The following is a 21,928-nucleotide window of genomic DNA, read 5'->3' as shown; positions in this document are numbered from 1 at the left end:
TTACTGGACATTAGATGATCATGGCTTTACATCAGCAATATCCCTGGATAACCAGGGTATATTTTTTGTGCTTCTGTTTATTTACTATTACCGGATGGGGTGAAATAGGGCGATCGCAAACTTTACCCAATAATGTAGAATTTAATAAAACCGCCAAACCCTGCTTTCCTCAACGGACTACCTTACCACCACCACCCCTATCTCAAACAGAACTGAGTGTTCCCAGTCTTTGGTTAGCTGAAAAACGCTACGGCGGCGAAACACTCAATCAGTGGTTTATAGGAGAGGATTCTACCCCGATTCTACCAAATGTATATCTTGACAAGTCTATCACTTTAGTGGTTAACCGTTTCCAGTGGAACCAGAAACGCTATCTCGATCAGTTTATATTTATCCATCATTTTGCCGAATTTACCCGCAGCTATGGATATAATTTGCGGGTGTGTAACGATTTAGGTAATTTAGTCGGATATTACATCTGTGATTTCCAGGTCTGTCCCCTAAACTGCCAAATTCACCTAGAATCTAGAGGGTGGCGTATTCAGGATTTTAGAGTATTTACTGACTAATCCAACCGTGAACCTATCCAGTTTCTGGTTTCCTCAGACAGTCCGCAATTCTTCCCAAATTTTGCACCTGTGATATGGGCTTCAGTCAGATTACTACCAAATAAATTAGCACCCAATAAATTAGCATTGGATAGGTCTGCTTGTGCGAGTTCAGTGTGACGAATAGCCGCCCTAAATAGATTGGTGTGACTAAGATTGCTACCAGCTAAATTAGCACGGGTTAAATCAGCATAGCTGAGATTAGCACCCATTAGATTAGCGTGGCTTAAAAAGCTATAGCGCAGTTGAGCATAAATTAACTTAGCACCAACTAAATGCGATCGCTCTAAACTAGCCTGATTAAGTTTAACATAGGAAAGATTAGCTTGCTCAAGCATCGCTCCGTTCAAATTAACCCCGTCTAGTTTCGCCCCCTCCAAATTCGCCCCCTCCAAATTCGCCCCCGTTAAATCAGCTTCAGTCAGATCCGCCTCTCCCAAGTAAGCCCCCCTTAAATCCACACCTCGCAAATGAGCCGATCGCAGTTGAGCGCCCCGTAAATTCACCTGCTGTAAATTAGCTTGACTTAAACAAGCACCTTGTAAGTTAGCAAACCCTAAATTAGCCCCTGGTAAATCAGCATTTTCTAAATTAGTTGAGCATAACTTAGCCTCACTCAAATCTACTCTAGTTAAATTAGCCCTATGCAGATTAGCCCCCGTTAAATCAGCACGATTTAAATTAGCCTGCTGTAAATCAGCCCGTGCTAAATTAGCATTGAGCAGACTCGCTTCTCGCAAATTACTCTGTTTTAAATTAACAATAAATAACTGAGTTCCATTAAGATTAGCCTCTTGGAGATTAGCACCTTCTAAATTTGCCAACCGCAGATCAAGCCCGCTCAAATCCATCTGGCTCATATTCAAACCTCTAAAGTCTGCTCCCTTCAGATCCAAACTATTTAAGTTAAGATTATTTAGATTAGCCTGACGCAGATCAAGTCCTTTACTTTGAGAGAAAACCCGGTAAGCATCCAAGTTATCCGTCAGAGGTCCTGATACATCATCCTGATCCATCTTGACCAGATGATATTGGACGTTTTCCGTAAAAATTGTTAATACCAGATTAAAAATTTCCAAAAACAAGATAAACTGACGACAGCGTTCTTCTTCATATTTTTGATAAAATTGAATCAGTTGAGCCACTTTTAACTCTAGGTTTACTTTAGATGAATGGTCTAATAAAATCACTTTGAGCATCAAAATAGCCAAGGTAAATACACTACCCTGATTAATCATAAATGTAAAAATAAAAGAGGGGTTCTCTCCATCCTCTATCGTCAAAAAGTCGATGATACTATTACAGGTACGAATTTTTAAATCGTCATTGATAATTTTATAATCATGGAAATTATACAAATCTTTGAGTTGGGCGGAAATTTTATCCCGCAAAATCCGGGTAGTAGATTTTTCCCCGCTATGAATCATTAAGTATTCAGGTAAGGCGGTTTTAAAATCTCTATAAGTAACCTTATGAGTTTGTTTCAAAAACAATTCAGCTTGATGGGTATAGCTGTAAACCCGCTGGGTGGAAATAGTTTTTTTAAGTATATCTAAAACTTGCTCTCCTAACTGAGTAGGATTTTTGATTTGGGTTTCATTTCGGAGTTGAGTTTTTGGTGATGAGCGAGCCAGATACATCGCCAACTCAAATTTATACTGTTCTCGCAGTTTTTTGGATATATTGCGGGCTACCTCCTGCTGTTCCTGAGAGTTATTGGGGTCAATATATTGGTTAACTAATAAATAACTCTTATAGCGACTACTCCAGCCCTGAGAATGCTGTAATACACAATTACGAATCTCTTGAATATCAGAACTTTGCAGAAAATATTTAACCTGATTTCTGAGTTTTCCTAATTCAGGATCGAGAATGTCATATTCATCGCTCTCGGTATTTTCTAGCTTTTCCAGTAGCAATTGAACTGCTTGATAATTGCGACTAATATACCAGTTGTTGGCTAAGATATAACAACTTCTTTTTAATAGGGGATTAATGGTAGCTGTTGATGGTAGCTGCTGCAGTTGATTTCTCAAAGCATGATTAGCCTGTTCATCGCTACAGTTGAGATGCCAAAATAATCCGATAAATTCTTCTAATACTGTCTCTGAGTCATAGTCTTTAACAATCTTAATCAAAAAATCAAAGATGATATCTGGTAATTCTCTACCATCTTGATCAGAATCCAGATTGCCAGAGGAGTCTAGCAGGTCAGCACCGGAATTATAAGTGTTGCTCATAAGATTGTATTTTCGGAATGACAAGAAACTAGAGCAAGTCTGTTGAATTACTTAGAAATTTAGCGATCGCACTTACCGAATCAGCCGAGGGGGTGAGATAACACCAATCATATCAAAACCCCAAATTAATGTCAATAATTCCTAAATTACATAATCCCTATTGTGCAGTCGCCCACTTGGATTTGAGGGGATGTGCAGGATGTGGGGCTTACTGATACCCGTGGCTTTTTAAATTAAAATAAAGTTTTGCCCGATTGAGCAACAACTTCGGCACAATTGCAGTTAATCATATTGGAGATTAGGAAATTATCATGAATTCACAAGAACTGCTCGACTTGTATGCCGCAGGCGATCGCAATTTCAGAGATACAGACTTATTCCGGGCGGAGCTGAGTAACGCTAACCTCAGTGGCGCGAACCTATTTCGGGCGAACCTATTTCGGGCGAACCTATTTCGAGCCAATTTGCTTGGTGTTAGTCTATTTAATGCTAACTTAATAGGAGCAAACCTGTATTGTGCTAACCTCAGCGGAGCCGACCTCAGCGGAGCCAACCTGACCCGGGCAGATCTGACAGGTGCAGATCTCAGTGGGGCCGATCTCAGTGGGGCGGACTTGAGCGGAGCAATTCTCACCCATGCTAACCTTAGTTATGCCGATTTGAGTCGAGCCAACCTCATGCGAGCTGAACTCGTAGATACAGCACTGAGTCACGCTAAATTTCAGGGTGCAAACCTCAAGGAAGCTAACCTAACTGGGGCATTGTTACAAAACGTCAAATTTAAACAGGTTATCGGGTTAAATGCGGCTCGTATCCAGGAGTTAAAAGAACAGGGAGCCATTTTTGAGGAAGTTCCTAGTCTGACCCTCAACTCCAAAGTTACGAGCTGACACGATAAAAACTCGGAAGCTTGGTAGCCCCGTCTCTTGAGAGCGGGGCGGAAAAGCGACTCGGCGGCTTTAGCCGCCGTCAGATATGGTGAGGGTCGTTGATGTAGGCCATGATTCTAGCTGTACTCACTTTTCCTGTCGTATCATAGAAATACGCTCTAGTCCACAGAGAGGGCAGCTTGCACAGGTGGGGGAACTCCTGCCTGAGCAGCCTGGAAGAACGCCCCTTCATGGCCTTGACTATCTGATGAATGGCGACCTGCGACCCATGCTCTACCAAGACGTGAACGTGGTCAGGGGCTATCTCCAATGCTTTGAGCCGCCACTCATTTTCCCGGGCTACCTCGTTGAGTATTGCGGCAAGTCTAAGCTTAACGTTGCTAACCAAAACCTTCTTCCGCCGCTTTGGAATCCAGACCAAGTGAACATGGGCAAGCCCTACCGAGTGGTTGCCGTGGCGATAGTTGATAGACTTATTCCTCATTGTCGAAGACTGCCTATGTGTCTACAAAATCAAATATAGTATGATGATTTTATGGCTAAAACCTTTGTAGCACAAGTAAACCAACTTCCCAACGACCCTCCCTTAAGGGCGGCGTTGGAGTTTCTTTGCACCGCTTCCAATAACCTCTACAACTGCACAGTCTATCTGGCTAGACAGTTGTATTTCAAAGCGGGAAAGTTCTCCAATGGACAATGGCTCTCCAGTCAGATGAAGCACAACGCTCACATGAAGGCACTCTATACCAGTGCTGCTCAGCAGACCTGCATCAGTGTGGGTGAAGCCTTTAATGGCTACCGAGAACTGCTCAAGCTGTGGCGTAGCGGCGGATTGGCTGAGAAACCCAAGCCACCCAACTATCGCCGCTCTGGCGGCTTGTTCGAGCTCAGCTACCCTCAGCGGTGGCTCAAGCTAGTCAATGGTCAAGTCAGGGTGCCGATGGGCAGGTCTTGTAAAGTTTGGTTTGACCTGCCTGAGATTTTTCTGCCCTTCCCGAGTAACCTAGACTGGACTAAGGTTAGAGAGCTTCAGATTGTGCCAAGGGCTGGCTATTTTGATGCGGTTTGGATTTGTACTGGTAAGCCCGTTGAGCCAGTCGCCTTAGACACTGAAAAATCGCTGGCCATTGACCATGGCATCAACAACTGGCTGACCTGCGTTGATAGCGAGGGTCATAGCTTTATCGTCGATGGTAAGCACCTGAAGGCGCTCAACCAGGGCTACAACAAGCGGGTTGCCACGATTAAGGAGGGGAAAGCACAAGCCTTCTGGTGCAGGCTACTAGACAAACTCACTGGCAAGCGTAATCGCCAGATGCGCGATGCCGTCAACAAAGCCGCTAGGTTAGTCATCAATCATTGCCTGAAGCATGGCATTGCTACCATTGTCTTCGGCTGGAATCAGGGGCAGAAAAGTGGGGCCAATATGGGTCACAAGGCCAACCAAAAGTTCGTGCAGATCCCGACAGCTAAGCTGAAGAGCAGAATGGCTCGGCTTTGTGAGGCTCACGGTATTTTGTTCATTGAGCAGGAGGAAAGTTATACGCCCCGTTAGCGTCAGCGCTAGACCTTGATGCCATCCCCGTCTACGGTGAAAAACCCGAGGGTTGGAAGGCTTCAGGACAACGCATTCGGCGCGGAACTTATCGCTGTGGTGCTGGCGTTGAAGTCAACGCTGACGCTAACGGGGCGTGGAACATTGGCCGCAAGGCAAAAGTAACGGGGATGCAATGCACCCCCGCAAGAGGCGTTTTGACTTCGCCTAAGCGTCTGAGAATTTGGGCTCTACCGGGTGGGTCAATCCTAGCTCAGAAGTGCTGTAATCCCTCCGGGGAATCCCCGTCGCTTTAGCGCGGGGAGTAGTCAAAGCACCCAATTAACAATTATCAACTTGCCACTCTTGGCGGTTTTCCGCTATAGGTTAAATAGTTCCCCCTGCTGAGTCGGAAGATGCAAGTAGGGGTGACTTCCCAGTTTAGTATGTTATTGGGTAATGAGTTATGGCCCCATCTAAGGGAAATTTTGATAGTAAATCCTCTCAGAAAAATCGGATTGCTTACTCAGAGTTTGGCAATTCTTCTAATTCCGAAGCCATGGAACCAGGAGTGCCGGACTTACCCCCCCAGCAGCAAAACTTAAAAGTGCAGGCAACTCGTAAGGGACGCGGTGGTAAAACAGTCACAGTTATCTCTGGCTTTCAAAGCAATGACCAGACCCTGAGTAAGTTATTAAAACAATTGAAAAATCAGTGTGGCACCGGGGGAACCATGAAAGACCAAACTCTGGAAATTCAGGGTGATCATACTGATAAATTGCTGCAAATACTGACTCAATTGGGATATAAAGCTAAAAAAAGCGGCGGATGATTACAATTCCAGTACATGAGACTTTTCAGCAAACTATCCAAGGAGAGGGTTATTGGGCGGGAACTCCTGTAGATTTTATTCGGTTGGCAGGGTGTCCGGTGGGCTGTCCTTGGTGTGATACCGGATATGCTGACGGGGGGAAGGGTTTACCCCGGAATGTGCGTAGTTTTGATCAACTTTTGGCGGAGTTGGTGTCGCCAAGGGTGGTAATTTCTGGGGGTGAACCGTTTATATATCCTCAGTTACCTGATTTGGTGAGGGTATTAGAAGACAGTGGGAGGCAGGTTTCTATTGAGACATCGGGCGCATTTTGGCAAGATGTTTCTGATCTGTGCTGGATAACTCTGAGTCCCAAGGAACATATCAGCCCCGGTTATCCGGTGGTGTCACCAATGTGGCGACGGGCTTCGGAAATTAAGTTGGTGATTGATGTGGGGGATGAGTTGGAGTTTTATGGATGCCGTTTGGCGGAAAATTCTACGATTCCGGTGTTTTTACAACCGCAGTGGACTGATATAGAGCGCACTTTGCCTTTGGTATTGGAAAAATTAAAACAGTTTCCAGGTTATCGGCTTTCCGTTCAGCTTCATAAGTATATTGGTGTGCAATAAGATTGATTGATATTTCTTGGCAAACTGTAGTTTAGATAACAGGTTCTTGATTGATTTTGATCAACAATAAATTAAGGGCTCTCGGGAGGTTTGTCATGCCGATCAAAAATTCTACTCCACCGACTACTCCATCCACTTGTCGCAATTGCCTCCACTATAAATCGGAGGGGCGACGAGGTGGTGTTTGCCAGTTATTCCATGGTTCAGTGCAAAGTAATTGGGAATCTTGCTCTCTGGCAAGTTTCCCTTTTATTTACTCTTGGGAAAAATTAGACACGGCTATTTCAGACCGGCGGGTAACTGTCAGTCGCTCTGCATAGCGATCGCGATCGCCTACTGTCTATATAACTAAGTAATTTTACCGAGTCTGTTTGCGTGAATAATATTTCATCACAGAAAAGACCACTCCGCAAAATGGGAGTGGTTGTTTTCAGTCAATTAATAATCGGTTACAAAATAACTAAGAGCGAAAGCGAGAAAATCGGGCTGCTGTATGTTTAGCCACCATCAACAGCAAATAAATGGTCAACACATAACCGGTGGCGAGTAAGGGAATCATTAACGGTAATTCGTGGTAGTTCATAGGTGGTGCGGCTAGTCTGTGTGTGAGAGAGGAGCATATATGGGAGTTTAACAGTCGCTACATATACATAGGGGCAGGTTTCCAACGGCAGGTTATAGCTGGGTTTCGATCGCTATCTAATAGGGGATATCACCAGGCACACCAACATCAACTAACCAGAGATTTGCAACTCCAGAAAGTTTCCCTAATACCTATGCCAAGTTACCAGACCTCTACAGCTAGTCCGCCGCCTAAATATAAGCCTAGACTGTGCTGATTGGTCTTGAACCCACCAAGCTGCCACACCATAATCTGATGCCAGCTCAGGAACTTCTAAAATCGCCCCTGGCTATCCCCTTTTCCGTGGATAACCTGTGCAACAACAGCCAGTTAATATTTGGCTGCCACACCTGTTGCCCTTAATGTGTAGAATTTTTTTAAACTCTTAATAATTAAGCTAACACAAAATTAACGAATTGTACCAATTATGAGAAAAATTTTTTTGGGGGACAATGGACAACGGATCATGGACAATAGGTAATCGGCGAGAGAGGAGAAGGGACAGGACAGAGGGCAGAGGGCAGAGATCATGTAGATGTGGGCCCCATCTGTGAATTACATCTGGTACGCCCTAAGATGAAGAAACCCGCCCTGTGGGGGTTTCACAATTAATTAGACGTGATGGAGGTGTGGTGAATATCAAAGTTGATGCTCAGGTGGGCTATAATCCTAGTTGAGAGTTTGGCGAGATGAGAGCCTTAGCTTAAAATCAAACTATAATATGTAAAATTTTGTTAATCATCCAGCCTGAGTTGGCAAACCCATGACCTCTCGCACTCTTCTATTTTCGACCGTTGAAGCAGACCTAAAACTGCTAACCGATAACCTGAAACAATTGGTGGGCGCTCGTCACCCGATCCTGTATGCAGCAGCAGAGCATTTATTTAGCGTACAGGGAAAACGGGTGCGTCCGGCGATCGTGCTGCTAATATCTAGGGCAACCATGCCCGATCATGAAATCATACCTAAGCACCGCCGTCTAGCTGAAATCACAGAAATGATCCATACTGCTAGTTTGGTTCATGATGATGTGGTGGATGAATCAGAACTGCGGCGGGGTGTCCCGACAGTTCACAGTTTGTTTAATAACCGGGTGGCGGTTTTAGCCGGAGACTTTCTATTTGCCCAGTCCTCCTGGTATTTAGCCAACCTGGACAACTTAGAGGTAGTTAAACTTCTGTCACAAGTGATCATGGATCTGGCGGAGGGAGAAATTCAACAGGGACTGAATCGATTTGATACTAGCTTGTCCATTGAAGCGTATCTCGAAAAGAGTTACTACAAGACAGCTTCTTTAATCGCTAATAGCTCTAAGGCGGCTGGTCTGTTAAGTGGAGTTTCAGCAGAACTAGCAGAAGATTTGTATAAATATGGTCGTAATATTGGCTTGGCGTTTCAAATTGTCGATGATATTTTAGACTTTACAGGTTCGACGGAATCTCTAGGTAAACCGGCTGCTTCGGATCTCAAAAGCGGAAACCTGACAGCCCCGACCCTGTTTGCTTTAGCAGAAAAGCCTTTTCTGGAAACTCTGATCGATCGCGAATTTGCTCAAGATGGGGACTTGGAACAGGCGATCGCCTTAATTCAAGAAAGTTCTGGGATTGATAAATCCCGAGAACTCGCCATCCACCACGCCCAGGTCGCCGTAGAACATATCAACCAGTTACCCCCTTCGGAGTCTCGTCAAGCTCTGGTGGAATTAGGGGACTATGTGGTGAGTAGAATATACTAATTGATTAGGTTCGGTGGGGGTGGCGAAATCTCCCCCATCAAGGATTTTGTGTCAATTTCCATGGTGACAATTGCCAGTTTTTGATACTTTGTCAAACTAAAACCTGGAGAGTTTGGGCTGCCTGATTCAGGTTTTCCAAACCGACTTGGGTTTGTTTAATTCCACTAGCAGTTTCCACTGCTGCATGATTAATAGAATTAGTAGCTGTGACAACTTGCTGAATAGCGATCGCCTGTTGTTGGGAAATTTGAGCAATTTTTTGATTACTGCTGACCACATTTTTAATGCCATCAGCCACTTCTACAAATACATGAGCAGTATTTTCGGTCATTTCCATACCCACCTTAGCGTTTTCTGTTCCTTTTTCTGCAGCTTCAATGGTAGATTTGAGGGAATTTTGAATCAGGCTAACTAAATTATCAATCTGTCTAGCTGATTTTTGGCTTTGGTCTGATAACTTACGAACCTCCACCGCCACCAAACCAAATCCTCGACCTGCTTCTCCTGCACGCACAGCTTCAACAGAGGCATTCAGAGCCAATATATTAGTCTGATTAGCTAAACTAGATACTACATTAGATACAGTGCTTATTTCCCCGGTATGCTGTCTCAAAACCTCAATTTGTTCTGAGATATTTGCCACATTATTATTTAATTCGACAATACTTGCCAAGTTTTGTTGAACTACTTTATTGCCATTTTCACTGATATCTAAAACCTGTTGAGCCCCGCCTAAAGCATGATCAGCATCCTCGGCTGACTGTTTAGCACCTTCACTAATTTGTTCAATAGCATTAGTGGTTTGATTAATAGAAACAGCTTGATGGCTCGCGAGTCTCTGTTGTTGTTCAGTAGCCACGGCAATTTCCGCTGAGGAGGTAGCAATAACCTGTGTAACTTGTTGAATAGGGCTCATGATAACACGAACTACAATAAAGCTAATTATCGAGCCACTGGTAATTACTAAAATAAAAGTACCCCAATTAATGATTGCCGCCCATTGTTTAATGAGTTGATAACCCTCATTTCGGTCACTCAATAATTTTTGTTCCTCGTCAATCATCCTATTAATTTCAAGGCGAATATTATCCATAATTTGTTTTCCGACACCCCCAACCAAGGCTAAAACTTGTTCGGATTCTCCGGCTCCGGCTAAGTTGATACCTTGTTCAAGTGACGCTAATTTTTGGTTGGTTAAGTTTTGAATATTGGTTAATCTCTGGGTTTGTATGGGATTAACTTGCAGCAATTGGGATAAATTTTCTAAATCACTCCGAATTTTTCTCTGGCTTGAATAATAGGGTTCTAAAAAGTTGGCATTTCCAGTAATAATAAATAGTCTTTGAGAATTTTCGGCATCCACTAAAGTTTTTTGAATATCCTGTAAATTTAGCTTAATCTCGTAGGTATGAACTACCAATTTAAATGATTGATCTTGATTTCTTTGTTGCCACTCTGACGCTAGGCTACTGATGCCGACTAATAGAAAAATTGCACCAAATCCTAAATAGATGACTCGATTAATTTTCATAATAAAAAGCTGCCAGATTTTGCAGAGAAAAATTTGACGGTGTGAGCAGTTATTGTGATGGATCCTGTCTCCTTCGTCCCACCTTAACCCTAGGCGGAAAGGGCAGATGCAAGGAACTGATTTAGGAAAAAGTTGGGGGGGGTTAATTAATAGTCGTTTTTATTATATAAAATCCCTAGGAATTTTGGCAATTAAGAAACAATTAAGAAACGGAGTTTTGGGGTTAAAGGGCAGGGGCAGAGGGTAGGGGCAGGGAGAAGGTAGGCAGAAGGGGGGACAGTCAACTGATTTAAGCAATATCTGGAGGGATAGGGCGAGATTTAGAGCGACGCAGAGACTGATATTGTTGTAGGTAAACTTGGATAGTATCCTGTACATCTTGACGTTTGACCTCGGTAGCGGCATCAAGATGACCAGGTTGATCAAAGAAAATAAAACTATCTAGTTGGGGAATAGCGATCGCCTGAAATAAAATGTGGATGACAGGAACCGGGACAGCGACAACAGAAGTGGAAATATCGATAGTAGAGTGAACGGAAGCATCATCTAAACTAGAAAAAGCATAAATAACTTGCTTTTGTAGATCCGGATTATCCACATTACCGAGAGTAGTTAATACCCAATTTTGGTCAACACTGGTCAAAACAAAATACTGTAGGTGTACTAATTGGGCGGCCAGTAATTTGAGACCGGGAGCGATCGCCTTAATAATGTCAGGAGTCGAACCATCCTGGGGGGCATTTTCAATCAAGGCTTGAATTTGTTGGTCTAAATCCATTGTTAAAGTTGAGTAGGTGCTGATTTTCGCGCTACATGATAACCGAGAAAACCCCAATTGATCAGATAGGTGACTAGAAAATTTCCAGTGTTGTGATCGTAACTAAACACGACCCGATTGGGAAACCCTCCGGAAACTCAGAGGCTTTACTGGAAAGCATAGGTTAGGGTCATTGTTACTAAATTATCATCATGGGGGAAATCTGCCAGAGCGATAGAATTTTTCAACGGTTGTCCGGTGAGCTAAAACAGGCTACCCAGGCATCTGAGCAGAACTGTCAGGATATCGCTTGGCGTTTAACAGAAGAAGCAATTCGGATCTGCACAGAAAGCCAGCGCATCCAAGCCTCGGGGGATGTGGAGACTTGGGCGATGACACTCGCACAGCATCGCTTACAACAATGTCTTCACTATTACCAACTGAGGTCAAAGCAGGCACCGTTGGAACTCCACAGCACTTTGAGTGCCATTGTTTATCGATATATCACACCGCGCCAAGCTCAATCAAGTTATCACGCGAGATTGGAACTAATTAGGGACTTTTTACAGGGGTTTTATGTTGAATCACTAAATGCGTTCCGTAAGGAAAACCAAGTTTCGGTAGATTATCGTCCCCAGACATTACTGGAACTAGCCGAATATCTAGCCTTTACGGAACGATATGGAAAACGACGTATTCCTCTAGCCAGGGGTCGTAGTCAACAACTCATCATTCTGCGATCGCAGACATTTTCTCAACAACAACCCAGAGAAGCGTTTGTTGATATCGAGCAAGCCGCAGAGGGAAGCAGACCGGACTGTGATCAAACCTGGAACGACTCATCTGTACAAGAGGTGCGAGCCGCGATGGTGGCTGAGTCGAACGAACCAGAACTAGAATCTCTACGACAAACGGTTGTAGAAGAGTTAATCAAATATCTTGAGGAACACAATCAAAAAGACTGCGCCGATTATTTCACGTTGCGAATGCAAGATTTGCCAACTCGAGAGATAGAGGCAATTTTGGGGCTAACCCCTCGCCAACGGGATTATCTTCAACAGCGATTTAAATATCATTTGTTGAGATTTGCGTTGGGTTATCGTTGGGAATTGGTGCATCAGTGGTTAGAAGTGGACTTAGATCGTAATCTAGGTTTACTCCCGCAGGAGTGGGATGATTTCCAGAATCAACTTAGCCAAGATCAAAAGGATTTGCTAAGGTTAAAGCAAAAGGGGCTATCTGATCATGCGATCGCCGAAAAGCTAGGTTGCAAGGCGACTCAAGCACAAAAGCGGTGGTTTAAAGTTTTAGAATTAGCCTGGGAGCTTAGAAATCGTTCAGTGTCCGGAGCGAGTGCATCTACTGATGAATAACGAAATAAATCCAGATCGTCAACTCTCCGAGTGCCATTTTTTCGATGGGTCTGAATCACAACCCCTTGAAACTGCTTCCTCAGCAGAGCAATTAGCAAATAGTTCTAGGGTCGAAGAACCAGGGTGGTCAGAAGCCGACCTACCCGACTATGAAGAGATTGACGTTTTCTACCCCAACGACGAACCAATTAAACTGGGAGAGATACCAACCGTGAAAGACAGATTTGAGAGCCTGTTAAAAAACAGGTTAAGAATTGAGATCCAACAAAAACCACCGCTATTCCCTTGGGAAACTGAACTCGGCGCTGATGCTATCTATCCAGACGTGATTAGCGATCCGATGGTTCCCAACCCTTCTTGGTGGACTGCTCAAAGGGAAAACCTGAAATGGTCTACTTTTTTACCAGAAACTGTTTTTGCTGCTCTTCTGACTCCTTGTCAGAAGGTTTTGCATTCAACCCGACAACAGGGAGCGAAACTGGTGGAAGCGGTGGAAAGTTTTTTCCCACAAGCCTCTGATTTGCTTAATGAATGGGCAGGTAGGCTGGTTTTGGGGGAAGTCCGTGATCCTGAGTTGAAGAAGCTACAACTCCCCGCCTATGAGGACGCTAGTCAACAACAGCAAATGGTTTTGCTGCTACTGGCGGCGCGAGAAATTATCGATACGCTGACGATAACTTGTTTTTTGAATAAGTCGGTAGCGCTTCAGCAGTGGGAAACTAGCTTAGGAGTTTTAACAGTACAAGCCGAATATCAGACCCGCGATTATGGTAATTGCTTAATGATTTTGGCTAACTTACCGGCGGGTGGATGTCTGCAATTGAAGGGAAATCATGGCGAAACCACGGCTAGACGTACCTCAGAGGGATATATGACCATGGAACTGGTAGATCCAGAGCCTAATCATATCTATCGCCTGAATGTATTGTTTTATGACTGCGAACAAAGTCCCCTCTGTTTTGCGATTTACCCTCGGATGATTAGTTAAATATTGATAGGTGAAGCTGATTTTTTTAGAAATATGGGTTACAGTAATCTGAGAGTGATTACCCAATTTTCAAATCCATGACAGCCGATATCCCTATCTTGAGCCAATTATGGCGACGGATCGAAGCAATACCTCAACCTGAGCCAGAAGACTCACTTCTGCTCCGCGTTTTCGTGCAGTTATTAGTGGTGGTTGGCATTATTGCCACTGATGTAGCGATCGAAGAGCCACTAAATCTATGGGCTATCCCTGTCAGTTTGGTGGGGGCGACCTGGAGTTGGTTTCGTCGTCGTCATCGTAATGTGCCCACTAAATTTTGTATTGCTATAGGAATGTTGGTAGCAATGGCGGTTTTTTTCAGTCGTCTAGTACTGGAGTTGATCGATACCAGAATTGTTTTGGCACAACTGTTAATTAATTTGCAGGTTCTCCATAGCTTTGATCTGCCACGACGCAAGGATCTAGGCTATTCCATGGTCATTGGGTTGATTTTACTTGGGGTGGCGGGTACTCTTAGCCAAACTTTGACTTTTGGGCCGGTGATTTTGGTGTTTTTGGCGATCTCTTTGCCGACTTTAATCTTAGATTATCGTTCCCGGTTGGGATTGGAGAAGTTGAAACCGTCGGAGGCTAGTTCTACAAAATTGAGGATTCCTCCTAACTTGAATTTCAAGTTTTTGGGGGTTAGCTTTCTGGCTATTGTGGCTTTGGGATTGGTGATTTTTGCGCTGCTTCCTCGGTTTCCTGGCTATCAACTGCGGAACTTTCCGATGAGTTCCCCTATTCAAATGCCACGAGGGGAATTTGATGGGCGACAAATTTTTAACCCTGGTTATACGGGAGATTCTGGAGATGGCACAGGGTCGGGAACTGGACAGAATCAGGAGTCGGGGGCGGGTATTTTAGATGAGGTTCAATATTATGGTTTTAATACTCGGATTAATCAGAATCTTAGGGGAAATTTAAGGCCGCAGGTTTTGCTGAGGGTACGATCGCAAGCGCGGGGATTTTTTCGGGTGATTGGCTTTGATAAGTACACGGGTCAGGGATGGGAAATTTCCCGTAATGAGCAAGCAGAAACTGTCCAACGCGCTTGGTGGTCCTATCTGTTTAATCTGTTTCAGCGACCGACACAGGCTAGGACTAGGGAGGTAATCCAAAGTTATACGGCGGTGATTCAATTACCTAATTTAATCCCGGCTTTAAAACAGGCTCAACAATTGTATTTCCCGACTGAGGAAATTGCCATAGACCCAGAGGGAACTTTGCGATCGCCTTTGATGTTGCGGGAGGGATTAACCTATACGGTGATTTCCAGAGTCCCCTATCGTAACCGCACCCAGTTAGGTCAAGCCTCCACAGACTACACACAAGCTATTCGTGATTACTATTTACAGGTTCCTGATGAAATTAGGGACAGGGTGCGGGAAAGAACCGAGGAGATTTTGGCGGCGCGGAATCAATCCAACCCTGAGCAACAAGCGTTAACATCTCCCTATGAAATATCCCTTTATTTGGCTCAATACTTAAAACAAAGTCCGGTTTATAAGCTACAAGAAGACCCGCCTTTTTTGAGACCTGATGAGGATTTGGTGGAGGCGTTTTTGTTTGGCTATGAAGATAGTCCAGAGGGAGAAATTATCAGAGGCGGTTATCCAGATCACTTTGCGACGGTATTAACAATTATGTTGCGTTCGATTGGCATTCCGGCGCGACTAACGGCAGGTTTTGATCCGGGTGAGTTTAACCCATTTACGGGGTTATATGTGATTAAAAATACTGATGCCCATGCGATGACTGAGGTTTATTTTCCTGACTATGGTTGGTTTGCTTTTAATCCGATTCCGGGAATGGATTTAATTCCGCCTTCTATTGAGGAAAATCAAACTTTTAGTGCCCTGAGAGCTTTTTGGAATTGGGTGGCGGGATGGTTGCCTTCTCCGGTAACAAATAGTTTGCAGAGGATATTAGCGACTATTTTCGCGGCGGTGGATATGGTTATCCGCTGGTTTATGGATCTGTTTACTAGGGGATGGGTTGGCTTGTTTACGGCTGCGATCGCTTTATCTGGTTTCGGGTTCGTAAGTTGGTTGCTGTGGGATGGATTGAAAAATTGGCGGGAGAGGCGACGCTTGGCTAAATTACCGCCGGAAGAAAGACTATATCAAAAACTGTTGGCATTGTTAGCCCAACGGGGTTATCCGAAACATCCGGCCCAAACTCCGGTAGAGTATGCAGAGGCGATCGCTAATCAATGTTCTATTGATGAAGCTGAGGCGATCTCAGAGGTTTGTCAAACTTATGTACATTGGCGATATGGACGCAGAAACACAAATTTAACTCAACTGCAACAGCTAGTTAAAAATTTGGAACAAGCCCAGAACTTCAAGGGATTTCGGCATCGATACAGACGCAGATAATTTAGAACCTATGGCTCTCTGTTGCGCCAATAACATATTGGTTTCTGCCATTGTTTTTGGCTTGGTAGAGGGCGCAGTCGGCCGTAAAAATTAGTTGAGTTGGTGATTGTTGTGGTGTGGGAATTTGGCTGGCAATTCCCATACTCATAGTCACCCGTTGAAAGTTAGCGGGAATTGCGCCGGGCTCCATATTTAACTCAAACACAGCTTCCTGTATTTGTTGGCTAATTTCTATGGCACCTTCTGTGGGTGTATTGGGTAATAAAATGACAAATTCTTCACCACCGTAACGGGCGACTAAATCCCTCGGTCGTTTCAGACATTTTTTTAAAGCATCAGCTACCTTTTCCAGACATTTATCCCCGGCAATGTGTCCGTAAGTGTCATTATAACACTTAAAATAATCGATGTCACACATAATTATTGATAGGGGTTGTTGTTCCCGTTGCAGTTGTAACCATTCATGCTGTAAAACGTGATCAAAATGGCGGCGGTTAGGAATTCCGGTCAGAGCATCAAGGTTGTAGACTTTCTCGAGTTCCTGATGGGCTATCTGAAGCTGATGATAGAGTTCGCCTTGTTGAATGGCGATCGCTAACTGTTCTGTTAGTTGTTTCAGCATCTCGATTTCTGCGGGTTTATAGTTGCTATCTTCTGAAGAAAAATAAGCGATAAGTAGTCCCCAAAGTTCGTCGTCTTCTAACCAAATGGGGAAGATTAAATGAGTCGGTCCTTGAAATTGTTGCCACATTTCCACAGAAGCATTAATTTGTCCGCTGCGACATAATTGGGCAATTTGCCAAATCATCTGGTCAATTTTTATGGTCATTACGGGATCTATGACACAAAAAAGTCGGTGATAGTCTCTACATAGTTCCTCGGAATGAGCAATGATTTTATGACTCCAATTTAACTGGAATTTACAGACTAAAACTATGTGATTTCCCAGAACTTTGGAGACTTCGACAACTGTAGTATTAAGGATATCCTGAAGATGGAGCGATCGCCTGATTCTATTGGTGACTTTTGATAAGATATCCTGTCTATCAGATTGCTTTTTCATGGCAATTTCTGCCTGTTTTAAGGAGGTTAAATCTCGGACAGTGACAATCACTTCCTTGACGGTGTTATCCGGTTGCAAAATAGGGGAATAGGTGGCTCCGATAAACCTGGGTTTTCCCGGAAAATTGAACCAGGCTTCGTAGCGGACTATTTCTCCTGCTAGACATCTATCAAAAAGAGGTTTAACTGTTTGATTAAAAATCTGTTTACCCAATACATTTTCGATGGTATTATTAATAATACAATCCTCAGATATTTTGGTTAAATTGGCGTATGTTTTATTAACAATTTGGTAGATGTAATCACGATTAATTAAGGCGATCGCTTCCGCTGTGGTGGCAACAATACCCTGAAATCGGCGCAGATTTTCTTCATATTTTTTGCGTTCACTAATATCAAAAACAATGCCATGCCAAATATTACCTTCTGGTGTTGACTGGGGTTGAGCATTACATTCTACCCACTTGATGCTGCCCGAATTAGTAATAACACGACCCTGCCAATACCAGGGTAAAAATTGCTCAAAAGATTGTTTCATTGAAGCACGCAAAGAGGGCAAATCATCTTCATGGATTAAGTTGATCAGAGAATTGATGTCCGCTAGAATCCTATTAGGTTCTAATTCAAAAATATCCAAACAGTGATGACTCACAAATTTAAAATGATGAGGCTTTTCGGAGTTGTGCGGACAGTAACTATAGACCATTCCCGGCATATTAGTTGCCAAGGCTTCAAACTTGGCTTGACTAAGTTTAAGGGAAGTTTCGGCTTGTTTGCGTGCGGTGACATCTCTGGAAATACAAAGGATAGATGTAATATTTTTGGCTTCGTTAATTTCTGGGACGATCGCCATTTCCAAATAACGCCAACCATTAACTGTCTCGGCTTCAAATTCAATCATCTGTTTTTCACCAGTTGTTAGTAACTGATTCGCCGCCGCCTCCCAACTATTAGCCATGGCTGCTGAGAAGGGAAAATCGCGGCAAGTTTTGCCAATCCAAGTATAGTTAGGAATTCCGGTTAATTGGCTTAAAATTGGACTTACATAAATATGTTTAAAATTGGTATCAAAGCGTTGAATAATATCCGGGGAATTTTCGACGAGGGTTTGATATTGTCTTTGGGAGTCTAGGAGGATGGCTTCTATTTGCTGTCTGTGGATGATTTCCTTTTGCAATTTATGGTTAATTTTTCGGGTTTCGTGAGCATAACGCCAAGAATACTGACCTAAATAGACGGTGAGTGCCATAGTCCAAACTATGATTAAACCGGCTGATAAAACTATGGTAGGCAGGGGAGATTTTCCCTGTTCAATCCAAAGGGGTTGAGGAGAAACTTGGACTGTCCAATCCGACCCATAGGCGCGGACTAGGGAGGTTTGTTGAAAGGGGGATTCTGATAAATCACCATTGCTATAAACCAAATACCCCCGGTCATATATTTGAGTCGTATATAAGGGAGATAGGGGCAAAATACCATCAAATAAAGCTGTAAATTCAAAGACTCCCACAATAAACCCATCATGGCGCTCATTCACAAATAGGGGAATAATTACTAGAAATCCCTCGCCTCCCTCAACTAATGAAATATGTTTACTCAGAATAATCTGATTGAGGTCTCTGGCTACTTGTAAACTAATTCGCTGACGATGTTCTTGGTTTAAATCCATATCCTGGACTTGTTCATTTCCCTCTAAAGGAACTATCCAACGGATGATAAAAGATGGATCTACCCAATGGATGACTTGATAGCCATGAGTATCCTCTAAATAGTTACTGACATCAGCTTCCCAAAATTCTCGGGGAGTGCCATTGCTGAGTTCCCAACGCTTGGCGAGACGGTTTAAGGATACAATACGGCTGGATAACTCTCGATTGAGGATAGATTGGATGTTGTTGGCTTCTTGCTGAACCAGTTGTGCCAAATGCCGTTGCTCTCGGATGTAGAGTTTTTGCCAAATGACCAGAATGGCGAGAGTGGCGATCGCACCAATGAATAAAGCTACCCAGTAGTCTTTAAATCGCCTTTTAATTAAGTGTAACCATCGATGTAAAAGGTCCAATGCCACTGACCCCCATATAACAAGAGTCTAAGTAGGGGTCGAGAGAGATGTCGCCATCTCCCCCTCCCATACAGAACCGTACTTGAGACTTTCACCTCATACGGCTCCTAATTTGACCGTCTCCTTGTTAAGAGTACAGCATCATCTCTTCATCAAGAGCTGTTTTATTGTCGTGACAATGGCGATGTAATAATTGAATATTCTTGTATTCATCCTTTCCGCCATGGCTTCTAGGTACAATGTGGTCTATTTCAATTAAATCTGATGGGGTAAAGTATTGCCCGCACCAGGTACATCTACCTTTTTGCTTTTTGAGTAGTTTTGCTACCCTATTTGGTGTATCGATTGCTTGTCCTTTCCTGGTTGCCCAATAAGTCCAGTTTCCGTCGTATGGTGTTGCGTCGGAGCGTATTAGGGTATGTCTGACAATTGGAGTCCAGTTATGTTTGAATAGATGTAACCCATCTTTGGTTTGGAACAGCCAATTTTCGTGTTTTTCTTTCCCATTGCTAAGTTTAATTGTTCCATGTCTGAAATAATTACTTAGCTTTTTGTAGCTCGCCTTTCCGCATCTCGATACTGTCCATGCCCTTAATATTTGCCAGGTTATGAAGTCTAGCTTGTTGAAGGTCTCTGTTGAGACTACCGCTGAGTAATAATTTGACCATCCCCGAATAATCGGGTTTAGTCTGCTAATCAGGGCTGATTGAGGTGCTGTTTTGTATTGTTTTATTACACCTTTAATCACTTCTGTGTGGGCTTTGACTGCTTTGTTGCTGGGTTTTATGTGGGTTTTATGTCCGATTAGTCTGCTTGTTGCCCCACCTGTTTTCCCAGATTTATACTTTCCAACGGGGTATTGCCTGATATTGAATCCTAGAAAATCGAACCCAGGTTCCTCAATCTTGCCATTATACTCAATAGGATTGAGTGTGTGACATATTCGGGTCTTTTCAGGTTTTATCTCTAATCCTACAGGTTTTAGCCATTCAGAAATTGCAGTCTTGCACTGTTCAATGATTCCTAAGTCTTTTGATATGACCACAAAATCATCGGCATATCTTATAAGGTTCACCTGAGTGGCTGTTCTTTTGTTTGGATACATTCCTTTGACTAGCCTTTCCATACCATCCAGTGCGATGTTGGCTAGGAGTGGACTTATCACCCCTCCTTGAGGTGTCCCTGCTTCTGTATCCTCAAATATACCGTTATCTAGCACGCCTGCTTTGAGCCATTGTTTCAGGTCTCTTTTTAGGTTGCTTGGACAATGAATTTTTGACAGTAGATAATCATGGTTTATTCGGTCAAAGCATTTTGCTATGTCAGCATCCAGCACGTAATATTCACCTTTGTTAATACTCAGGTAAATCCTACTTATTGCATCTTGTGCTGACCGTCCGGGTCGGAACCCGTAGCTAGTGCCCTCAAATCTCGATTCCCATTCAGGTTCGAGAGCCGACTTAACCAAGGCTTGCCTTGCTCTATCTTGGATTGTGGGTATTCCTATTCCAGCTTTTTTCATCCCTGCCAGGTTTTGGAATCCACACTCGTCGCAGTGGTTTTGCTTTGAGGTTTCCCTTAATGTTCTTGACCAGTTCAAACCTTTGTCTCGAAGAGATTACTCTTACTCCATCAACTCCGGCTGTTTTCTTGCCTTGATTATCTTGAGTTACTCGGCGCACTGCTAAGAGCCGGGCATAATATGATTTCACCAATAGACGTTGCCACCTTCTTAACTTTGCATTCTGTCCCGATTTAGCTGCTTGAAATATACTCTTTTGGAGCTTGAAAACTTTCCGTTGAACCTTAGTCCATGGGATGGCCTTCCATGCGTTGTTCGTAGTCTTGATTGGTTTTGGTTTCCCAAACCCTTTCTTTAAACTCGCTATCGCCATTTGTACACCTACTAGGCTCTATTTCTTTACAATCAAACCGTGACCTGTTAGCATATCCCTGCCATTACAGTAGGGCGTTGGCTTTTGGTCACATCTCACATCCTCTAGGACTTGCGGTTACACTTATCCCTACTAACTACCTCGACCAGATAATTAGAGTCCAGGAGGACTTAAAACGTTCCGTTTATATGGGCATTCCATCTTTAGATTTGTCTTTTCCACCGGGGTACTTTAAAGGTCTGTGTAGGTAGTGCAATAATACTCCTACTCTTCCCCTTGCTCTTTTGAACGCAGCGTGTCAACCTATTTCGCTACTTAATATTGACGATGGTTCAAGCCGGACATTCGGTTTCCCTAATCATGGATGGTTGGCAGTGGTCGCTTTCTGGTAGTAGGTTCTACTTCACGCCTTCCGTTCCCCGCTTCAATCCTGGGGTTGTGATTCCCAAAACTGGGGGTGGCTATCGCCGTTACCCTGATTTCCTAACTTTTACTTATCCATTTTTGGGCTTCCTATAAGGAATTTGTATGGGTTAGTTCGTTTTGACCTTGGGTTCCCTGCCTTGATTTGTATCGTAGGATACTAATCGTTGGGACATATAAACAGTTATGAGGATGGTCAGGAGTGCGCTCCTTATATTCAACCAAGGGGTTGAAGTCCCCACCAGGCGGTTATTTCGGGTATTGCAACCCTATTTCATGCCTGAACGTCTCGCACTATTGGGTATATTATAGCTGTTGGGGTTCCGATAGATAGTTACTACTTTA

16 protein-coding genes and 1 pseudogene are annotated in these 21,928 nt (G+C 43.6%); 10 read left to right on the top strand and 7 right to left on the bottom strand.

Annotated elements, in window-relative coordinates:
- Positions 1-20: 20 nt before the first annotated feature.
- Entirely contained in the window at positions 21-569 is a 549-nt protein-coding gene (locus N39L_RS26780) for a hypothetical protein (RefSeq protein WP_006617407.1), read from the top strand.
- On the opposite strand, the gene N39L_RS26775 is transcribed toward N39L_RS26780, so the two are convergent.
- Complete coding sequence (locus tag N39L_RS26775) at positions 566-2,848, bottom strand: pentapeptide repeat-containing protein (RefSeq protein ID WP_014276887.1); 2,283 nt, start codon at positions 2,846-2,848, stop codon at positions 566-568. The two genes, N39L_RS26780 and N39L_RS26775, sit on opposite strands and share 4 nt — an antisense overlap.
- 311 nt (positions 2,849-3,159) lie before the next feature.
- Here N39L_RS26775 and N39L_RS26770 point away from each other — a divergent pair, with 311 nt between their 5' ends.
- Entirely contained in the window at positions 3,160-3,738 is a 579-nt protein-coding gene (locus tag N39L_RS26770; RefSeq protein WP_014276886.1) for a pentapeptide repeat-containing protein, read from the top strand.
- 79 nt (positions 3,739-3,817) lie between these two features.
- Here N39L_RS26770 and tnpA read toward each other — a convergent pair whose 3' ends face one another.
- On the bottom strand, positions 3,818-4,222 hold the full coding sequence (gene tnpA, locus N39L_RS26765) for an IS200/IS605 family transposase (RefSeq protein WP_006617048.1): 405 nt from the start codon (positions 4,220-4,222) through the stop codon (positions 3,818-3,820).
- 51 nt (positions 4,223-4,273) lie between these two features.
- Here tnpA and N39L_RS26760 point away from each other — a divergent pair, with 51 nt between their 5' ends.
- The 3 genes from N39L_RS26760 to N39L_RS26750 all read left to right on the top strand — a co-directional run bounded on the left by N39L_RS26760 (position 4,274) and on the right by N39L_RS26750 (position 6,715).
- Positions 4,274-5,293, top strand: coding sequence for an RNA-guided endonuclease InsQ/TnpB family protein (locus N39L_RS26760; RefSeq protein ID WP_014275940.1), 1,020 nt, complete (start codon positions 4,274-4,276; stop codon positions 5,291-5,293).
- Positions 5,294-5,738: 445 nt separating this feature from the next.
- Complete coding sequence (locus N39L_RS26755; protein ID WP_006618862.1) at positions 5,739-6,104, top strand: translation initiation factor; 366 nt, start codon at positions 5,739-5,741, stop codon at positions 6,102-6,104.
- Positions 6,101-6,715 (top strand): 7-carboxy-7-deazaguanine synthase QueE, encoded by a 615-nt coding sequence (locus N39L_RS26750; RefSeq protein ID WP_006618861.1) that lies wholly within the window; start codon positions 6,101-6,103, stop codon positions 6,713-6,715. Before N39L_RS26755 ends, N39L_RS26750 begins: the two co-directional genes overlap by 4 nt.
- A 460-nt stretch (positions 6,716-7,175) precedes the next feature.
- Here N39L_RS26750 and N39L_RS26745 read toward each other — a convergent pair whose 3' ends face one another.
- On the bottom strand, positions 7,176-7,298 hold the full coding sequence (locus tag N39L_RS26745; protein ID WP_006625852.1) for a hypothetical protein: 123 nt from the start codon (positions 7,296-7,298) through the stop codon (positions 7,176-7,178).
- 802 nt (positions 7,299-8,100) lie between these two features.
- On the opposite strand from N39L_RS26745, the gene sds reads away from it, so the two are divergent.
- Positions 8,101-9,072, top strand: a complete 972-nt coding sequence (gene sds, locus N39L_RS26740) for a solanesyl diphosphate synthase (protein ID WP_006618860.1) — start codon at positions 8,101-8,103, stop codon at positions 9,070-9,072.
- A gap of 91 nt (positions 9,073-9,163) precedes the next feature.
- Here sds and N39L_RS26735 read toward each other — a convergent pair whose 3' ends face one another.
- The gene (locus N39L_RS26735) at positions 9,164-10,603 is read right to left on the bottom strand and encodes a CHASE3 domain-containing protein (protein ID WP_006618859.1); all 1,440 of its coding nucleotides are present in this window, start codon (positions 10,601-10,603) and stop codon (positions 9,164-9,166) included.
- Positions 10,604-10,892: 289 nt separating this feature from the next.
- A complete protein-coding gene (locus tag N39L_RS26730) occupies positions 10,893-11,381 on the bottom strand; it encodes a hypothetical protein (protein WP_006618858.1) in 489 nt (162 codons plus the stop codon).
- A 191-nt stretch (positions 11,382-11,572) separates the two neighbouring features.
- Here N39L_RS26730 and hetZ point away from each other — a divergent pair, with 191 nt between their 5' ends.
- From hetZ to N39L_RS26715, 3 genes are all read left to right on the top strand, one after another.
- On the top strand, positions 11,573-12,733 hold the full coding sequence (gene hetZ, locus N39L_RS26725; protein WP_006618857.1) for a heterocyst differentiation protein HetZ: 1,161 nt from the start codon (positions 11,573-11,575) through the stop codon (positions 12,731-12,733).
- The gene (locus N39L_RS26720) at positions 12,726-13,721 is read left to right on the top strand and encodes a hypothetical protein (RefSeq protein ID WP_006618856.1); all 996 of its coding nucleotides are present in this window, start codon (positions 12,726-12,728) and stop codon (positions 13,719-13,721) included. The genes hetZ and N39L_RS26720 overlap by 8 nt, the downstream gene beginning before the upstream one ends.
- A gap of 77 nt (positions 13,722-13,798) precedes the next feature.
- Positions 13,799-16,141, top strand: a complete 2,343-nt coding sequence (locus N39L_RS26715; protein WP_006618855.1) for a transglutaminase TgpA family protein — start codon at positions 13,799-13,801, stop codon at positions 16,139-16,141.
- A gap of 1 nt (position 16,142) precedes the next feature.
- Here the strand turns inward: N39L_RS26715 and N39L_RS26710 are convergent, their stop codons facing one another.
- Together N39L_RS26710 and ltrA are read right to left on the bottom strand one after the other, a co-directional pair.
- A complete protein-coding gene (locus tag N39L_RS26710) occupies positions 16,143-19,271 on the bottom strand; it encodes a diguanylate cyclase domain-containing protein (protein WP_006618854.1) in 3,129 nt (1,042 codons plus the stop codon).
- A 121-nt stretch (positions 19,272-19,392) separates the two neighbouring features.
- Positions 19,393-21,160 (bottom strand): annotated as a pseudogene (gene ltrA / locus N39L_RS26705) (group II intron reverse transcriptase/maturase).
- A 327-nt stretch (positions 21,161-21,487) separates the two neighbouring features.
- Here ltrA and N39L_RS26695 point away from each other — a divergent pair.
- Positions 21,488-21,679 (top strand): hypothetical protein, encoded by a 192-nt coding sequence (locus tag N39L_RS26695; protein ID WP_071941218.1) that lies wholly within the window; start codon positions 21,488-21,490, stop codon positions 21,677-21,679.
- Positions 21,680-21,928 lie beyond the last annotated feature (249 nt).

Origin of the sequence: Limnospira platensis NIES-39 (assembly GCF_026000695.1) — a bacterium.
Classification (GTDB): Bacteria; Cyanobacteriota; Cyanobacteriia; order Cyanobacteriales; family Microcoleaceae; genus Limnospira; species Limnospira platensis.
This window is presented reverse-complemented; position numbering and strand designations above follow the sequence as displayed.

Bases quoted from the DNA above. Each gene is read 5' to 3' on its own strand.
- N39L_RS26780 (WP_006617407.1), top strand. From the start codon at position 21: ATGGCTTTACATCAGCAATATCCCTGGATAACCAGGGTATATTTTTTG.
- N39L_RS26775 (WP_014276887.1), bottom strand. From the start codon at position 2,848: ATGAGCAACACTTATAATTCCGGTGCTGACCTGCTAGACTCCTCTGGC.
- N39L_RS26770 (WP_014276886.1), top strand. From the start codon at position 3,160: ATGAATTCACAAGAACTGCTCGACTTGTATGCCGCAGGCGATCGCAAT.
- tnpA (WP_006617048.1), bottom strand. From the start codon at position 4,222: ATGAGGAATAAGTCTATCAACTATCGCCACGGCAACCACTCGGTAGGG.
- N39L_RS26760 (WP_014275940.1), top strand. From the start codon at position 4,274: ATGGCTAAAACCTTTGTAGCACAAGTAAACCAACTTCCCAACGACCCT.
- N39L_RS26755 (WP_006618862.1), top strand. From the start codon at position 5,739: ATGGCCCCATCTAAGGGAAATTTTGATAGTAAATCCTCTCAGAAAAAT.
- N39L_RS26750 (WP_006618861.1), top strand. From the start codon at position 6,101: ATGATTACAATTCCAGTACATGAGACTTTTCAGCAAACTATCCAAGGA.
- N39L_RS26745 (WP_006625852.1), bottom strand. From the start codon at position 7,298: ATGAACTACCACGAATTACCGTTAATGATTCCCTTACTCGCCACCGGT.
- sds (WP_006618860.1), top strand. From the start codon at position 8,101: ATGACCTCTCGCACTCTTCTATTTTCGACCGTTGAAGCAGACCTAAAA.
- N39L_RS26735 (WP_006618859.1), bottom strand. From the start codon at position 10,603: ATGAAAATTAATCGAGTCATCTATTTAGGATTTGGTGCAATTTTTCTA.
- N39L_RS26730 (WP_006618858.1), bottom strand. From the start codon at position 11,381: ATGGATTTAGACCAACAAATTCAAGCCTTGATTGAAAATGCCCCCCAG.
- hetZ (WP_006618857.1), top strand. From the start codon at position 11,573: ATGGGGGAAATCTGCCAGAGCGATAGAATTTTTCAACGGTTGTCCGGT.
- N39L_RS26720 (WP_006618856.1), top strand. From the start codon at position 12,726: ATGAATAACGAAATAAATCCAGATCGTCAACTCTCCGAGTGCCATTTT.
- N39L_RS26715 (WP_006618855.1), top strand. From the start codon at position 13,799: ATGACAGCCGATATCCCTATCTTGAGCCAATTATGGCGACGGATCGAA.
- N39L_RS26695 (WP_071941218.1), top strand. From the start codon at position 21,488: ATGGTTCAAGCCGGACATTCGGTTTCCCTAATCATGGATGGTTGGCAG.